Origin of the sequence: Agaribacterium haliotis (genome assembly GCF_002312815.1) — a bacterium.
Taxonomy (GTDB): Bacteria; Pseudomonadota; Gammaproteobacteria; order Pseudomonadales; family Cellvibrionaceae; genus Agaribacterium; species Agaribacterium haliotis.
This window is the reverse complement of sequence record NZ_NKQJ01000007.1, coordinates 189,343-205,882: the sequence shown is the minus strand read 5'-3', so window position 1 is coordinate 205,882 and position 16,540 is coordinate 189,343. Positions and strand designations below refer to the sequence as shown.

Below are 16,540 nucleotides of genomic sequence, written 5' to 3'. Positions count from 1 at the left end.
GCCCTCCTAGTAGCTTTCGCTACGCTCAAGGAGGGGCCCTTCCGTGGGGGCTCGACGACAGCATTCGACAATTGCTCCTGCATTGTCCTAATAAACTACATCCGTGTAGCGACCCTGCTGCCGACGGTCTGATAACACAGCTCACGGCCCCACCCTTAGTGCCAAATTCAATAACAGTTAGCAGCCTTTAAATACCGGCTCACGCTTTTCTAAAAATGCTTTAAAACCTTCATCCGCATCATGAGTATCGTAAAGCGGATCACAGAGTTCTTTTTCTAAAGCAAGGCCATCGGCCAGGCTCACTTCAATACCCTGACGCAATGCTTTTTTAGTCGCCGCAACAGCTAAAGCAGGGCCAGAAGCAACGCGCTCAGCGTAAGCTTGAGCGTAGCCTTCTAATTCATCTGCGGGCAGCAGGCGGTTAATCAAACCCCACTTATCAGCCTCGACCACATTAAAAGTATCACCAGTTGCCAGTAGTTCCAGTGCCTTGCTCAAACCAACCAAACGCACAAGACGCTGGGTGCCACCGTTGCCGGGGATTAAACCGAGTTTAATTTCCGGAAGGCCTAGCAAGTATTGCCCTTCAGCCGCAAAACGCAGGTCACAGGCCATCAAAATCTCTAAACCACCACCGAGGGCGTGGCCGCTCAACTGAGCAATAAAAATCTTGCCACTTTTTTCAATCGCCGCCAGAGTCTCACGCGCCTTAACAACCATTTTCTGGTTATCTTCAGTCGAGTTCTCCTGAAACTCTTTAATATCCGCACCCGCACAAAAGAACTTTGGCGAACTGCTTTTAATAATGACCGCACCAACCTCTTCGTCTTTATCAGCCTCTACAACGGCATCATAAAAAGCCTGATAAAAAGCCAGGTTATATGCATTGGCTTTAGGTCGGTTAAAGGTCAGCGTCGCAACGCCACCTTGTTTTTCTAATAATATGTCGCTCATATACGAACTCTAATTTGGCACTTAGCCGGTATTCACGAAAACTCTGATCGAATCTGATCGCTATGTTCACCCAATACAGGCGCTGCAACAGAATTCTTAATCAGCTGATCATCAAAACGAATCGGGCATCTTGTAGTCTGATAAGAACCAGCCGAACCTACTACCTCTTGCAACATATCCAGCACTTTAAAACCATCGTGCGCCAACAACTGTTGCCAATTCATTACCTGAGCACACCAAATATCGGCAGGCTCAAGAATGCCAAGCCAGTGCTCACAGGTATTTGAAACCAAGTGATCCGCCAAAATTTTCTTAATCTGATCACGCTCAGCAAACCAGCGGCTCGAATCGGTGTATTCCAACAACGGATCACAGCCAAGCAGCTCGCCCAACTTAGGCACAGCACCCATCGCCAAAGCGATATAACCATTGGCACACTGATACAAACCATAGGGTGCACCGACCAAAGAGTGGGCAGAGTTTTGCTCACCGCGTACGGGTAACTCACCGTCTTGATAAAACAAAGTCAGAGGCTCAAATTGGAAATCGAGTATCGCTTCCAACATAGAAACCTGAACCAGAGTCGCCTCATCACCAAGCAGTGACGCCAATATGCCCTGCACCAGCTGGTTGCCAGCGAGATAATCGGCAATCGCTAAACCCATCGGCACAGCACCATCGCTGTCCGAGCCACTCAAACTCGTCAAACCACTAACGGCTTGCAGCAGCAAATCTTGCCCCGGTTTTTCAGCCCAGGGGCCTTCGGCGCCGTAACCACTGATTTCAGCGTAAATTAATTTGTCATTAACTTGTTTAAGCTCGTCAAAACTCAAACCTAAACGCTGCATCACACCCGGACGGAAGTTGTGAACAACAACGTCAGCTTTAGCGGCAATACGCTTAACCAGAGCTAGGTCTTCCACATCTTTTAAATTAGCTTTAAGGCTTTCTTTACCGCGATTAATCGCCTGAAAAAACGCACTCTCGGAAGCCACATTAAAGTGAGAGACATAAATGCTCCGGCTAAGATCACCATTTTCAAAGTGCTCAACTTTAATAACGCGAGCACCGAGATCAGCCAGACGTAAGGTCGCCGCAGGACCCGACAAAAACTGAGTAAAATCGAGTATCGTCAGACCATCTAATAACTTACTCATAGTCCGAACTCCTCTGTTAAGCTTTCGTTAGCAGAGCCAATGACCGGCGCGGCTTTACTTGAGCTCAGTTTTTGGCCGTTTAAACGAATTGGGCAGCGAGTGGTTGTCACGCTGACGCCATTGGCACGGCTAACTTTTTGTTCCATTTCCAGAACCTTGTAAGCCTCTTGCTGACTCAACTGTTTGTAATCGAGTACAGGCGAAGACCAATAGCCAACGTCTTCAAGCTTGTTTAACCAAGTACTGCTATCGGCAGTTACAAAGTGCTCGGCAAGTTTGGCTTTAATCAGATCGCGTTCAACAAATTGTTTGTCGACATCGTAATAAGCTTCAAGGCCTTCACAGGCTATGCTTTCACACAGCAGTTTTAAATCACCCATGCTGATCGCAATCTGGCCGTCTTTGGTATCGTAAATACCGTAAGGTGCGCCGAGATAGGCGTGGGCATGATTTACCGCGCTGCGCTCAGGCAGTTGCTGACCGTTATTTAAAAACGCGGTCAAACCTTCGAACTGGAAGTCGAGTATGCTTTCGAGCAAGCTGACGGTCACTTTGGCGCCTTTGCCTGTGCGCTTTTTCTGCACCAGAGCAGCCAATAAACCTTGAGCAAAGTGGGTGCCCGTCAACATATCGGCCACAGCAATACCCATAGGCGTAGGAGCTGCGTCACCTTTGCCGGTCAACCAAGTCAGGCCACTGACACTCTGGCCCAATAAGTCCTGGCCGGGTTTGTCTTTCCACGGGCCCTCTTCACCGTAACCACTGACTTCGCCGTAAACGATGCCGGGGTTTAATCCTTTAACAGTGTCATAGTCGAGCCCCAAGCGAGCCATGATGCCCGGGCGGAAGTTGTGGGTCACAACATCGGCTTGAGCAATGAGTTTTTTAACTTTCTCAACATCGGCCGGATCTTTTAAGTTCGCGGCGTAACTTTCTTTGTTGCGATTAATTGTGTGGAACAAAACACTGTCGCCATCGGCCCACATATTTTTAGTGGCCAGAGAGCGGCAAGCGTCGCCGTATTTAGGGCGCTCCACTTTGATAACACGCGCGCCGAGGTCGGCCAGACGCAGGCCGGCATAAGGGCCGGCCAGGTACTGACTAAACTCGAGTACGGTTAAACCTTCGAGGGGTAAACTCACAGGGTGATACCTTTAGATTTTACGTAGAGTTCATTCAGCTTATTCAGCAATTCTTGTTCATCACCACCGTTCATCAAGTACTCGCGAATCGGTGCACCGCTGTTGTCCTGGAAGAACATGTGACCGTGGTAACGAGGGCGCAGGTAAGCGCGGTCCAAAGTTGGCAAAGTATCTTTAAAGTAGTTGTCGGTGGTCTCGTTTGCGTAGTCACAAGTCCAGGCTTTGCGGTGACCCGGCTGACCGCCAAACTCGATATAAAAACCGCTCTGCATAGCTTCGTTCGCTACAAACTCAGCGTACTTAGCGGCGATGTCTTTGTTTGCACTTTTCGCAGAGATCGCAAGACCGGTGCCACCAAGCGTCGTACACAGACGGTCAGTGCCCGGCAGACTAACGGTATCGGCAAATTTCAAAAGCTTGCGCGCGTAACCCGGCTTGGCGTAGTTCGAATAACCGTAGGCAAATGGGCAGTATGCAAAATCGTCGCTCTGAGTCATCGCTTCATATACCTGAATTGGATTCCAGTCGAAGCAGCGGCGGTCGAGGTTCACACTGAGCTCACGCAGCATCTGCAGAGCTTTGATACCGATCTCATCACTGACGACTTTGTCGTCGCTCTGACACACGTCTTCACCCATGGTCGAGCAAAGCATGTAGAAGTTCATCAGGGTGTCCTGAGGGATGGACGGAACGGCAACCTTGCCTTTTTTGGCCAGAGCCATCAGGTCATCCCAGGTTTGCGGCATGCCGACACCTTCAGCTTCAAGCAGGTCCATGCGCGCAGAGGCAACCGGAGTCGCGGCATCAATGGCCAGAGCCACTTGTTTGCCGTTGTAGTTATAACTCTCGTGGCTGTGACCAACGGTGTTATCGGCCTGGTCTTGCAGGAACTCAGCTGGCAGGTGGTCATTCAGCGCAACAATCACACCGGTGTGCGCGGCAAAACCCGCCCAAGGGTGGTCGATAACCAGCAAGTCGTATTTTTCAGCAAGCTGATCGATGGGCTCATCGGCAAAGGCCTGCAAAGAACGCTTGTTCCAGCTGATACGCACGCCGGGGTTCAGCTCTTCAAAGCGCTGGGCCGTTGCAGTCATTGGCACATAACCGCGGGTGTGACTCCAGGTAATGCCCTTTAGTTCTATCGTCTTATTGCTCATCGCTCATCGCTACCTTTTATTAGATAAATGAATGCCCTGTTGCCCTTAGCACTCAGCGCCTGCTGCGCACTGCCTGTCTAAGTAAGGCCAAACAAGAAAATTCATATTTGAATGAATGATTCAATTATAAATAGCAAAGTTTCTATGGCACAATAGCCAAAGCCACAAAAGACTCAATTTTTTTGCGCTAAGTCCAAGGTTTTTAAGTGCTAAAGCTGTTCATTGGACCAGCATAGATAAAAACAGCCCAAATCAGACGCCAACTCACACAAGCTCACTGAGCTTCGGGTTAAGATAGGGGGGTAAAAAAGATATGAGCCAAACAAACAAAACAATGAGTAAAGCCGCCAAATACAGCGCCCCCGCCCTCGACAAAGGGCTTGAAATTCTCGAGTTTCTGGCCAGCGAAACCAAAGCTCGCTCCCAAGCGGAAATCGCTCAGGGCCTGGAGCGCACCCCCAACGAGCTCTATCGCGTACTTGTTGTACTGGAAGCTCGTGGCTACATCCACCGCGACGAAAACTCGGGCAAATATCGTTTGAGCTTAAAACTCTACACCTTGAGTCACGCCCACAGCCCAGTTGAACAAATGCGTCGCGCAGCCCACCAGCCGATGCTGGCGCTTGCAGAAAAACACGGTCTGGCCTGCTATTTAAGTGTGCCGCACGAAGGCAAATTAATGATTGCCAGCCAGGTAAAAAGCCCCCATCCAGTTAGCCTTAGCATCGCCGAAGGCACACTGTTCCCCTTGCTTAACACCACCTCAGGTAAAGTCATTCTCGCCAACTACCCCAAAGAAGCGCGCAAGGTATTGCTCGATGGCAGCGAAGACTGGAATAAACTGGGGAAAAAACAGCAGCAACAAACACTGGCTGAATTAGAAAACATAAAAGAGCACGGCTATTTACTTGCCGAAAGTGAACTGACTTCGGGCATCAGCAACTGCTCGGCATTTGTTGGCCAGGCCGGTATCGGTTTGGTCGCCGCCGTTAATGTTGCCAGCCTTAGCGCCAGCATCGATAAACAACAGGAACAACAACTGATAAAGGATGTTGTTGCAACCGCGCGCGAAATAGACAGGCGCATCGGCTTTGACTGTGACGATTAAAAACTAAAAGCCTTGATACTAGACCTTCAACCCGGCTTTACCTAAAATTTCCCGGTACAAGCATCGGCAAATACGCCAGATCAGCACAATACCCGCGGAATCAGCAATGAAGATCTTTCAAAAAATTTTTAGCAACAGCTCACTTGTTTACGGCGCACTGGCTTTTTTTAGTTGCGCATACGCCAGTGAAGTCTTTTATTTCCCAACCAACAACCAAAGCCCTGAACAGGTTGAAGAAGAAAAAGGGCAATGCCACAGCTGGGCGGCAGAACAAAGCAAGTTTGATCCAAACAAAGCACCGAGCAGCGATGAATTAGCTCAAAAGATGCTGGCAGAAAATCCAGCCCCAGAAATGCAGGGCGAAAATCGCGCTGTCGCTCGCGGCGCTGCCCGCGGAGCCATTATCGGCTCGACCGTCGGCCGCTGGAACAACAATGATCGCACCCAAGCCGGCGCTGCCGGCGCCGTTGCCGGTGCCGCAGCAACGGCCAAAGCCGCAGACCAACACAAACAGGCCAGCGCCGGTGCGCACGAACAAAAAATCCGCCAACAGGCTCAAGCTCAACTCGACAAGCAACACAGTGATTTTAACCGCGCCATGCAAGCCTGCATGGAAACCAAAGGCTACAATATTCGCTAAGCGAATCACTTACTGTAAAAACAATGCCCAGTTAAATCAGTGAGCACCGCCGTTAAAGGCGGCAATAAAAAAGCCGAGCATAAGCTCGGCTTTTTACCAATACGGTGAGCACAACGCCCTTATTTACGCAGCTGAGCGGCGTGAAACGCCAAGTGCTCGTCAATAAAACTAGCAATATAAAAATAGCTGTGATCGTACCCGTCTCGAAGCTGATAGTTCAGCTCGATACCCTGCTCTTTAGCAGCGGCCAGCAATAAATCAGGTTTTAACTGCTGCTCAAGAAAACTATCGCTCGCGCCCTGATCAATTTTAATTGGCATCGCCTTTAATTGCGCAGCATGCGCACGCAGTAATTCACAACTGTCGTAATCTTGCCAGCTTGTTTGATCTTCGCCCAAGTAGCCGGCAAAAGCTTTTTGCCCCCACGGCACTTGTATAGGTGCGACAATTGGCGCAAAAGCACTGACCGATTGATAGGCCGAAGCATTTTTAAAGGCAATTGTCAGTGCGCCGTGACCACCCATGCTGTGGCCACTGATGGATTTCTGGCCGTTTGTTGCAAAGCTCTTTTCAATTAAAGCCGGCAACTCAGTGACGATATAGTCATACATGCGATAGTGTTGAGACCAAGGCTCTTTAGTCGCATTGAGGTAGAAGCCTGCACCAAGGCCAAAATCCCAGGCGCCATCGGCATCATCGGCAACACCTTCACCGCGCGGGCTGGTATCCGGCGCGACCACAATCAAACCGAGCTCGGCGGCCTTGCGCTGGAAGCCGCTTTTTTGCACAAAGTTTTCGTCACTACAGGTCAAACCGCTCAGCCAGTAAAGTACCGGGCAAGCTTCACTCTGTGCCTGTGGTGGCAAAAACACAGAAAACGTCATGGTGCAAGACGTCGACTGCGCTTCGTGCTCAAAGCGCAGTTGGCGGCCGCCAAAACACAAATTTTCAGCAATTTGTTTCATCTTAAAACTCGATGACCGAACGGATAGCTTTACCATCGTGCATTAAATCAAAGGCTTTATTGATATCTTCCAGCCCCATTGTATAAGTTACCATCGGGTCGATTTTAATTTCACCGCTCATGTATTGCTCTACATAATCCGGCAACTGGCTGCGCCCTTTGACCCCGCCAAAGGCTGTGCCCTTCCAGACTCGCCCGGTCACCAACTGAAATGGGCGCGTGCTAATTTCCTGGCCGGAACCGGCAACGCCGATAATGACACTCTCACCCCAACCTTTGTGGCAGCACTCAAGCGCGGAGCGCATAGTGTTTACATTGCCAATGCACTCAAAGCTGTAGTCGACACCGCCATCGGTCAGCTCAACAATGACATCTTGAATAGCCGCATCGTAGTTTTTGGGGTTGACGCAGTCCGTCGCGCCGAGCGCCTTGGCCATTTCAAATTTATCTTCATTGATATCAACCGCCAGTATGCGTTCAGCTTTGGCCATCACTGCACCCTGAATCACACTCAAGCCAATGCCACCTAAACCAAATACGGCAACACTTGAACCGGGCTCAACTTTTGCCGTATTTAATACCGCACCAATACCGGTGGTGACACCACAGCCAAGCAGACAGACTTTATCGAGCGGCGCAGCCTTATTAATTTTTGCCAGAGCGATCTCGGGCACAACCGTATATTCACTAAAGGTTGAGGTGCCCATGTAGTGAAAAATTGTTTCGCCTTTATAGCTAAAACGGCTGGAACCATCGGGCATCAAACCCTGCCCCTGAGTGCTGCGTATCGCCTGACACAAATTGGTCTTGCCCGACTTACAGAATTTACACTCGCCACACTCCGGCGTGTACAAAGGAATAACGTGATCACCAACGGCAAGCGAGCTAACCCCTTCACCGACTGCCTCAACCACACCGGCACCCTCATGGCCGAGAATAGACGGGAAAATGCCCTCGGGATCGTCTCCGCTTAAGGTAAACGCATCAGTGTGGCAAACACCGGTCGCCACCAGGCGCACCAGCACTTCCCCGGCTTTAGGTGGCGCTACATCCACCTCTACAATTTCCAGTGGTTTTCCCGCAGCAAAGGCCACTGCAGCACGGCTTTTAATCGTCATTTCCATTTCCCCTTGGTACACGCCCGCAACCGGGCTAATTCAGGCAGCACTTTACTTGTTATTCGCTGTAAGAAATAGCAGCTCGTTGTTTTATTTCGCTATCAAAACCATCAAGACTGCGCTGGTTTTTCTTTAACCAGTAGCGCTGAATACCCTCGTCACCAATCTTTTCAGCCCAGTTATTTAACGCTGCGCGCTGTTCGACATAGTCGTATAAAGGCACCGACATACCACAACTTGCCTGCACCAAGTCGATGTCGAGTATAAATATTTGCCGCGCCCCGGCGCTGGCTGGAAATAACTTGATGTAATCGGGCCACAGACTATCGGCGCGATGTAAGACCTGCGCCTGTCCGTAGCTGCGCAAAATAAGCGGCGCGCCGTCAAAGGCACACCACATTATGGTCATGCGGCTTTGCTTTAATACGTGCGCAGCACTCTCATTGCCGCTGCCGGTTAAATTCATCCAGGCAATTTTATTTGCATCGATTACACGCAAACTATCCGCCCCCTTGGGGCTCATATTTACCCGTCCGTCACTTGCGGCGGTGGCAACAAAAAACATCTGCTGCTGGCCAATAAACTCGATATGTTGCTGCTGCAACTGGTCAAACTGCTGCCCCATTTTTAGCTCCTTTTATTTGTCTTCCAAACCCTGTTAAGAAATGCCTGTCCCGGCTATTTAATTGCTGCAATAAGCAGGTAGGACCAATTTATTGCTCTGGGCATGCATAAGCCCGGCACTGTATTTTTACACTTTCACAGCCGGCAACCCAGCAGCATTCGTGCAGAACAGTGCACAGAAAAACATACAGATACCAATAGATGGTCAATGTTGTTCATTTAAGTGCAAGCTTCGCTCCTAGCATCTCGTTACATCATTAAATGAACTGTGTTGCGTACAGGTGGTGGCTTTAAATCATTCTTGCCCGGCGCCGTTAGCAGCGCCCATAAGTGCCTCGCGCAAATGCGCCAACAGATTACTCTGGCCGAGCATTTTAGCGCTGCTGACAAACATATGATCGGCGTCGTCTAACACTAGCAGCTGGGATACAGACTGGGCCGCATTGGCCGCATCGACATACGCGCGGGATAAATCTGGCGGAGAGAGCCCATCCCGGCCACCGGCAATCAACAGGGTCGGACAATCTGCAGGCAGCATATGCAAAGGCGAGCTCTCGCTCAGACGGCGCTCTAACTCTCCGTCGGCCAAACTATCAGCTCCGATTACGCGCAGTTCATTGCCACAGGCAACGGTTGTCATATCGGGAATACCGGCTAGCGATACCGCCAAACGAAAATCCACCGCTGCGTGGTGGGCCAAAGCCGACACCGAGCCGAGCTCAGAACTGGGATGCAACTGCTTGCGACTGGCCAGCCACAGCGCCAGCTGCCCACCAGCGCTGTGCCCCATCACTGCCATACGATTTAAATCAAGCTGGGCGTGGCGCAAATCAGCAAGAAAATCACTGGCCGCCGCAACATCTAAAAACATCGCCGGCCACTCTCCGCCGTTGCCGAGGCGGCGATACTCGATATTCCACACGGCATAACCTTCTGCCTGTAACGCTGCCGCCAACGGCTCTTGCAAACCCAGGCCCCAGGCCGCTGTCCAGCAGCCGCCGTGAATCATAACGATTACCGGCCACGGCCCGCTGCCTTTTGGCAGGTAGAGATCGGCGAACTGCTGTTCACCACTGCCCCAATAAAAACGTTCCGGCGCCGGGGGCAAGGCGGCATCGCTTGAAGCTTGATCTTCGGCCTCGTTAACTGGTTCAGACTGCATAACTGTATCCGGTATTGGGCTGGGTTCGGTATTAGCTGAGCGCTCACTTTCGCCGACAAGCTCAGCCTCCGGCGACGGAACGCTGACAGCTTTAACTTGAACGTCACCACCGCTGTCACCAGCACCTGAACAGGCGCTGGCGCACACTAAAAAAAGTATTAAAAATAAGCTTAGAAGCAAATTTGCATTGTTTGATGGCACGGTCATTCACCACGGCTGTGTTTTACCGGAATACGCTGCCACCAAACAAGCAGATGCATCAAACAAGCGCGACAAGCATCGCAGAACTAGACTAAAAAGCGATAACTTCGCCGTTTTCGTCAAAAAAACCACCGCTGTGCTCAGCGCTTAGCCGCTCTATGCTTGAACAAAACTTAGGCACAAGCTCTTGCACCGATTCCGGTGCGTCCGCCCCGCCCATCTGCGTTCGAACCCAACCTGGGCTCATACTCAGCACAACCTGCTCAGGCAGGTTCGCTGCAAGCTTGGCGCTTAGCATATTGAGCGCGGCTTTACTCATCGCATAGCTCGCAAAGGCATCGCTCGCTTTTTGTGACAATGCATTTGAAGCCGACGCCAGGCCTGAACTTAACTGCACTATTTTGGCCGCCGGCTTTAAGGTCTCACGCAAACCTTGAACAAGCAGCGCCGGAGCGATGGCATTGATGCGAAAGCTCTGTTCGAAGTCCTCGGCACACCACTGACCAAAATCTGCATTGCAGCTAATGCCAGCATTATTTATTAGCAGGTCAAACTGAGAACTCGACGACAGTATGAGATTGACGCACTGCTCTATACTGCTATTGCAGCTTAAATCCAGGCTCACAGCTAAGAGTTTACTGTGATTTTGCAAACGCTCTTCGAGCAGCTGCGGCTCTCGGCAACAGGCGTATACCCGCCAGCCGAGCGCCAGATAGTGCTGACAGAAACCTAAACCCAAGCCGCGGTTGGCCCCGGTAATAAGCACACATTTATCCATTTGATTTCCTTAATACAGCCAAACAAACCGCCTAACACAGCAGCAAGTAGAGAGCTAAGAAATATTACACAATTAAGTAAAAACTGTGAGAGAATGCACACAAAGCTCAAATTGAGCAAAATAACAACAATAAATCAGAATAATAAACAGGTTCAGCGCATTTCGTGAACACCGTTTTTTTCACTTGTGTATTCTACCACCCGCTCCGGCTTAAACGCCCTTTGCGCCGCAAACCTTTCCTGCTGGCGTGCTCTTTCGTGGCCGCATGCCTGTCATTTGTTTTAGCACCGCTAAGTGCCGCCCAGCAAGAACTGAGCTTTGAGCTGCGCGAACTCGCGCTTGTCGGCCGTTTTGACAACTTTCGCGAGCCGATGCCGCTGGCCGAGCTCAAGAGCTACCTGGATAAGATTCAAGGCCCACTGCCGCGCTCGGTCAACTACAATGACCTGCTCAATATCAGCGATCAACTGACCGCGTTTATGCGCCAGCGCGGCTACAAGTTTCACTACGCCCACCTCGCCGAGCAGGGTGTTAGCGACGGCGCTGTGAGTATCAACATCCGCACCATTAATCTCTCCGATGTGCAACTGGACAACCAGAGCCCGGTCAGCGACAAGCTGGTGTTAAACAAATTTAAGCGTTTTATCGGCGAGCCCGTCTATCAGCCCGATATCGACAAAGTCTTAACCCAGCTTCGCAACGCCGAAGAAATCAAAGCCTTTGCTTATTACAGCCGCGGCAGCCAGCGCGACAGTGTGCGCCTGAACATCAAACTCTCAGAAGTGTCCGGCCTTCGCGCTTCAGCCAAGCTCGACAACTACGGCTCGCCCGAAACAGGTAAAGAGCGCTTGACCCTCGAAGGGCGCTGGCTGAGCCCGACCGGGCGGCTCGACCGGCTCAGCGCCGCCGTGCTCGCCTCCAAAGGCGACGATAAAACCAATAGCTACGGCTACCTGCAGTATTCAAGCCCGCTGTCGAATCCAGCTTTGCGCATCAACCTCAGCGCCAGCAACAACGTCTTTGGGGTCGGCAATGAGTTTGCATCGCTCGAGCTAAACGGCGACGCCAGCGTCTACTCGGTAAGTTTCAGCCAGGACTTTGCCAAAACCTGGCGCGGTGGCCAGCAGTGGAGCTTAAACCTGCAGCAAAAAGAAACCGACTTCGAATCCATCGTCGACGACCCGAGCATAGAGCAGGACGAACGCGCACAAAGTTTCGGGCTTCGCTGGCAACTGCAGCGCCAGGGCGATCGCGCCCAGCACTTTATTTTCATCGGGCATTCCCGGGGCCAGTTCAGTATCGACGGCTACATCGACGATCAAGCTTACGACAAAACCGGTTTTGCGTATTATCTGGGGTGGTCGTGGCCAAATGAAGCCCGCCACAGGCTGTATTCGAGCTTTCGCTGGTCGCTGCGCGGTCAGTACAGCCAAAAGCGTGTCAGCTCTTTTGACCAGATTGCACTCGGCGGTGCCTGGGGCGCGCGCTCGGTGCAGGCGGGCTCCTTTGCCGCAGATCGCGGCTTAGTTAACAGCCTCGAGTGGCACTTGCCCTATATGATTAGCGGTGTAGACGGCGCCAATGCACACTGGTGGCGGCTCAGCCCCTTTGTGTTTTTTGACTACGCCTCCGGCGACAAGCTCGATCTCGACGGCAACACGATTGACAGCGCAAGCTTGAACTCACTCGGCCTGGGTTTAATTACAGCGCTTGGCAACAAGCTCAATCTCAAACTGCAGGCCGGCCACAATCAACAGCAGCGCCTGGATTCCGGCCAGCTCGTTGAAGGTGCGGGCCTGCTTGCCGAACTGGAGTATCGCTGGCCATGACAAAGCCGTATCAAAAGCAAGGCCAAAAGCCAGCCCAAAAACTGCGCCTCAAACGCCGCACACTGAGCTTGCTAATTGCCTTGAGTCTAAGCTCGGCGGCGGTGGCCGCGCCGCAAAACGGCCGCGTTGTCTCAGGCTCTGCTGATATTCAGCAACAGGGCAAAGATACGCACATCCATCAACACAGCCAAAACGTGCTGATCGACTACGACAGTTTTAATATCGCCAAGGGCGAGCGTGTACAGTTTGAGCAGCCCAACGCCAATGCCATTGCAGTCAACCGGGTGACCGGCAACCAGGCCTCGGAAATCTTCGGCAGCTTAGACGCCAACGGCCAGGTCTTTCTGATCAACCAGAACGGCGTTTTATTTGCACCAAGTGCCAATATTCAAGTTGGCTCGCTCGGCGTCAGCACCCTGCCACTCGAGGCATTTGATATCGATTCAGGCCAGCTTAGCTTTGCCGGCCAAAGTTCTGCAGGCATAGTCAACCAGGGCCATATTCAAAGCTCTGGCGAACTGGCCTATGTCAGTTTTATCAGCCACGACATAGACAATAGCGGCCAAATTCACAGCGACGGCCATATCGAGTTTCTCGCCGACAGCGAGCGTGTTCTGCATTTCGCTGGCGACAGCATTGGGCTGAGCCCCGCACAGAATGCACAGCTGCGCATAGACAATAGCGGCGAATTAAAAGCGGGCCGCATTGTGTTAAGCGCCGCAGCCAAACACGCACTGACCAGCTCCGTTATCAACAACGACGGTGTTGTACTCGCCAGCGGCTTAAAAAACGTAAACGGTGAGTTGCGCCTGGTCGCCAGTGGCGGCGATGTTATCAACAGCGGCGAGCTGAGAGCCAGCGAAGCGGCTGACGGCTCGACCTCCGCCAATATCAGTATCGACGCCGAACGCAGTGTGCTAAGTGGCAGTATCATCGCCGATGGCAACACCGCTGGCGGCGGCGATATCAGCGTGCGCACCGGTGAAACGCTGGTTGTCACCGGCGACAGCCATATCAGCGCCAGCGCCGGCGAGCGCGGAGATGGCGGCAAGGTTACCTTGATCTCAGAGACAAATACCCTGTTTGAAAAAGGCGCGAACATCCATGCGCGCGGAGGTCTTGTCGCCGGCGACGGCGGTTTTGTCGAAGTTTCGGGTTATCAGCATGTCAGTGCCCACGGCCTTGTCGATGTGCGCGCCCATGCACTTGCGGCAGAGCACGGCCTCTACTACATCGACCCGACCGATATCGTTATCAGCAACGGCCCCGACAGCGGTGGCAGTTTTAGCGGCAGCAACCCAATTAGTTGGGTCCCCAGCGGCGACAGCTCAATTATTGATGTCGCCACCATTAACACACAGCTCGCCCTTGGCAGTGTGCAAATCGACACCACCAATGCCAGTGGTGCCGGCGCGGGCGACATCAGCATCGAAGCGGCAATTGATATCAACAATGCCAACGGCAACAGCCTCAACCTTAACGCCGAGCGCGACATTATTTTTACCAGCACCGGCGCCATTATCGACAGCGACCTTAGCAGCGTTGAAAACAACAATGTTGCCGTCAATGCCGGGCGCAGTATTTTGATGGATGCCGGCTCAGATATCGATATCGGCGTTAGCAGCCTTGGCATGAACGCGGCCACCGGGCTTATCCGGCTCGTTGACGGCGGCTTCAGCAGCGCCGGCAATATTCAACTTCAGGCCGAGCAAATACGCTCGCTGAGCAGCCTCAACGTCGATATCAACTCTGCCTTAAACGATGCCAGCTTACTGTTTAATGCCCGCAATCCGACCGGCCCGGTCGATCTGAATCTCGGCGACAACATCGCCCGCCTCGACTTGCATATCGGCGCCGGCTCCAACCAAATCATTACCGTCGCCGCCGGGCGAACTCTGCGTTTTAGCGACATCAACGCCGCGGGTAACGACATACTGATAACCGGCAGCAGTGACATTAGCATTGAGCAGTTAAGCGCCGCCGAGGACCTTCGCATTGTCTTAAGCGGGGCCGATGCCATTATTCCCGCGTCGGGAATCAGTGTGCCGGGCCGACTGATTATCAATGTCGACGACCTCTACGACAGCGACAGCGGCGCCGAAGCGCGCAACCTTCAGCTTGCCGCCGATATTGCCAGTGTTAAGTTTACCAACCCAACCGAGAGCGCCACCATCAACGCAAGCTTTAATAGCGCGCGCTTTGAGTTCACCGGCCCCGGGGATTTAACTCTCAACAACAGCGGCGACTTGCTGCTGATTGACCACATTAGCAACAACCAGTCTGTCAACGTCAGCAACGGCAACTTCAGTTTGAACGTCGATGGCAATCTGACGATTCAAGACCTCGTGCGCGCGAACGACCTTAACGCGGACGGCATTCGCAAAGGCCTGATCGACATTCAAGTCAGCGACGGCAATATCCAGATTGGCGACCCGGCCAGCAACCGCAGCACACGCCTACTCAGCAGCAGCCCCGACGCCGGTGCCGACGGCGGTCTCGGTTCGAGCCCAAGCAATCAAGTCGGTATTCGCATCAGCAACCGAACAAGCTCAGCCAGCGGTTTTGACTTTACGGTTGGCGACGGCACTGACAGCACCCAAATTCACGCCCAGGGCGGCGATATTTTGCTTGAAAGTGTCGGCGAGCTAAACCTGCTTAGTTTTGCCGAAGTTGCCACTTACAATAGCAGCGCGGGCACCACTGGCGGCAGTGTTATCGACAACAGCACCAGCTCCACCGGTGCCAATATCAGCGCAGAGACTGGCCGCATTGTGCGCCTCGATCAGCAGGTGCCTCCCGGGCCACTGCCAACACCAGAACCGACACCCGAGCCCACTCCAGAACCAACACCAGAGCCCACACCGGAGCCCACCCCCGAACCAGAGACTAGCCCTGATAGGGATATCGAAGATATTGTCAACGAGGAGCTATCTCGCGATGAAAACGACAGCGAAATAGCGCCGGAAAACAACGAAAGCTCCGCTAAAAGCACAGACAAACTCAATCAACTATTGAGCTTGAACCAGGGCGAATGTGACAAAGCGAACAGCAAAGAAGAAATAAAACGCTGCAATAAAAAATCAGCCATTAAAGAATTTCTAAGCCTGCTGTGGATAGGTGGTGAACTACCGGAGGCCAACCAGTGAGGCAGGCGTTAATCAAACTATTGATCGCTGCGGCGATTATCTATGCAAGTGCTCTGCCTGCGCTTGCGCAAAACAAACAGCAGGCCGATGACCAGCTAACGGCCCTGTTTTTATTTAATTTTGTCAATTTTGCTGAATGGCCCAAAGAAGCTTTTGCCAGTGCCGACGCACCAATACAGATGTGCCTGTACGGCAGCATTCCATTTAGCAGCTACCTCAATGCCGTCGACGGCACCTTAATTGGTTCGCGCAAACTCAACATTAAACAGACACAAAAGCTCGACGATATCCGCAGTGGTTGCCATATGCTGTTTGTCAGCCAGGACAGACACGCCGAACTGCCGGAGTTTTGGCTCGATATTAATTATTATTATGTGCTCAGTGTTGGCGAGCAAGAGGCGTTTACCGACCGGGGCGGCATTATCAATATCATGCGCACCACCGATCAGCTCACTTTTGATATTAATGTCGGCAATGCCCTTGAAGCCGGGCTGTTCTTAGAAGCTGACCTGCTGCATTTAGCGCGCAAAATTAAGCAATAGAGAACAGCTAACACCTGC

The 16,540-nt window shown here is 52.2% G+C and carries 14 protein-coding genes; 5 read left to right on the top strand and 9 right to left on the bottom strand.

The window, feature by feature from the left end; genetic code table 11:
* Nucleotides 1-177: 177 nt before the first annotated feature.
* The 4 genes from CFK45_RS10095 to CFK45_RS10080 are packed head-to-tail and all read right to left on the bottom strand — an operon-like array spanning nt 178 to nt 4,410.
* The gene (locus CFK45_RS10095; RefSeq protein ID WP_096086321.1) at nt 178-954 is read right to left on the bottom strand and encodes an enoyl-CoA hydratase/isomerase family protein; all 777 of its coding nucleotides are present in this window, start codon (nt 952-954) and stop codon (nt 178-180) included.
* Nucleotides 955-986: 32 nt separating this feature from the next.
* Nucleotides 987-2,111, bottom strand: a complete 1,125-nt coding sequence (locus CFK45_RS10090; RefSeq protein WP_096086320.1) for a CaiB/BaiF CoA transferase family protein — start codon at nt 2,109-2,111, stop codon at nt 987-989.
* Nucleotides 2,108-3,253 (bottom strand): CaiB/BaiF CoA transferase family protein, encoded by a 1,146-nt coding sequence (locus tag CFK45_RS10085; protein ID WP_096086319.1) that lies wholly within the window; start codon nt 3,251-3,253, stop codon nt 2,108-2,110. The genes CFK45_RS10090 and CFK45_RS10085 overlap by 4 nt, the downstream gene beginning before the upstream one ends.
* Nucleotides 3,250-4,410 carry an extracellular solute-binding protein gene (locus tag CFK45_RS10080; RefSeq protein ID WP_096086318.1) on the bottom strand — a complete coding sequence of 387 codons (1,161 nt, stop codon included), beginning with the start codon at nt 4,408-4,410 and terminating at the stop codon, nt 3,250-3,252. The genes CFK45_RS10085 and CFK45_RS10080 overlap by 4 nt, the downstream gene beginning before the upstream one ends.
* Before the next feature lie 313 nt (nt 4,411-4,723).
* On the opposite strand from CFK45_RS10080, the gene CFK45_RS10075 reads away from it, so the two are divergent.
* Together CFK45_RS10075 and CFK45_RS10070 are read left to right on the top strand one after the other, a co-directional pair.
* Nucleotides 4,724-5,518 carry an IclR family transcriptional regulator gene (locus CFK45_RS10075; protein WP_239923630.1) on the top strand — a complete coding sequence of 265 codons (795 nt, stop codon included), beginning with the start codon at nt 4,724-4,726 and terminating at the stop codon, nt 5,516-5,518.
* A 106-nt stretch (nt 5,519-5,624) separates the two neighbouring features.
* Nucleotides 5,625-6,158, top strand: coding sequence for a hypothetical protein (locus CFK45_RS10070; protein WP_096086317.1), 534 nt, complete (start codon nt 5,625-5,627; stop codon nt 6,156-6,158).
* Nucleotides 6,159-6,277: 119 nt separating this feature from the next.
* Here CFK45_RS10070 and fghA read toward each other — a convergent pair whose 3' ends face one another.
* The 5 genes from fghA to CFK45_RS10045 form a co-directional block, all read right to left on the bottom strand.
* Nucleotides 6,278-7,123 carry an S-formylglutathione hydrolase gene (gene fghA / locus CFK45_RS10065; protein WP_096086316.1) on the bottom strand — a complete coding sequence of 282 codons (846 nt, stop codon included), beginning with the start codon at nt 7,121-7,123 and terminating at the stop codon, nt 6,278-6,280.
* Between the two features lies 1 nt (nt 7,124).
* Complete coding sequence (locus CFK45_RS10060) at nt 7,125-8,240, bottom strand: S-(hydroxymethyl)glutathione dehydrogenase/class III alcohol dehydrogenase (protein WP_204378448.1); 1,116 nt, start codon at nt 8,238-8,240, stop codon at nt 7,125-7,127.
* A 58-nt stretch (nt 8,241-8,298) separates the two neighbouring features.
* Entirely contained in the window at nt 8,299-8,865 is a 567-nt protein-coding gene (locus CFK45_RS10055) for a pyridoxamine 5'-phosphate oxidase family protein (RefSeq protein WP_096086315.1), read from the bottom strand.
* Between the two features lie 294 nt (nt 8,866-9,159).
* Nucleotides 9,160-10,233 carry an alpha/beta hydrolase family protein gene (locus CFK45_RS10050; protein ID WP_096086314.1) on the bottom strand — a complete coding sequence of 358 codons (1,074 nt, stop codon included), beginning with the start codon at nt 10,231-10,233 and terminating at the stop codon, nt 9,160-9,162.
* 85 nt (nt 10,234-10,318) lie between these two features.
* Complete coding sequence (locus CFK45_RS10045) at nt 10,319-11,005, bottom strand: SDR family NAD(P)-dependent oxidoreductase (protein ID WP_096086313.1); 687 nt, start codon at nt 11,003-11,005, stop codon at nt 10,319-10,321.
* A 257-nt stretch (nt 11,006-11,262) separates the two neighbouring features.
* On the opposite strand from CFK45_RS10045, the gene CFK45_RS10040 reads away from it, so the two are divergent.
* The 3 genes from CFK45_RS10040 to CFK45_RS10030 are packed head-to-tail and all read left to right on the top strand — an operon-like array spanning nt 11,263 to nt 16,522.
* Nucleotides 11,263-12,834: a ShlB/FhaC/HecB family hemolysin secretion/activation protein gene (locus CFK45_RS10040; protein ID WP_096086312.1), complete on the top strand. Its 1,572-nt coding sequence runs from the start codon at nt 11,263-11,265 to the stop codon at nt 12,832-12,834.
* Nucleotides 12,831-15,980: a two-partner secretion domain-containing protein gene (locus CFK45_RS10035; RefSeq protein WP_096086311.1), complete on the top strand. Its 3,150-nt coding sequence runs from the start codon at nt 12,831-12,833 to the stop codon at nt 15,978-15,980. Before CFK45_RS10040 ends, CFK45_RS10035 begins: the two co-directional genes overlap by 4 nt.
* A complete protein-coding gene (locus CFK45_RS10030) occupies nt 15,977-16,522 on the top strand; it encodes a YfiR family protein (RefSeq protein ID WP_096086310.1) in 546 nt (181 codons plus the stop codon). Before CFK45_RS10035 ends, CFK45_RS10030 begins: the two co-directional genes overlap by 4 nt.
* The last annotated feature ends 18 nt before the right edge of the window (nt 16,523-16,540 follow it).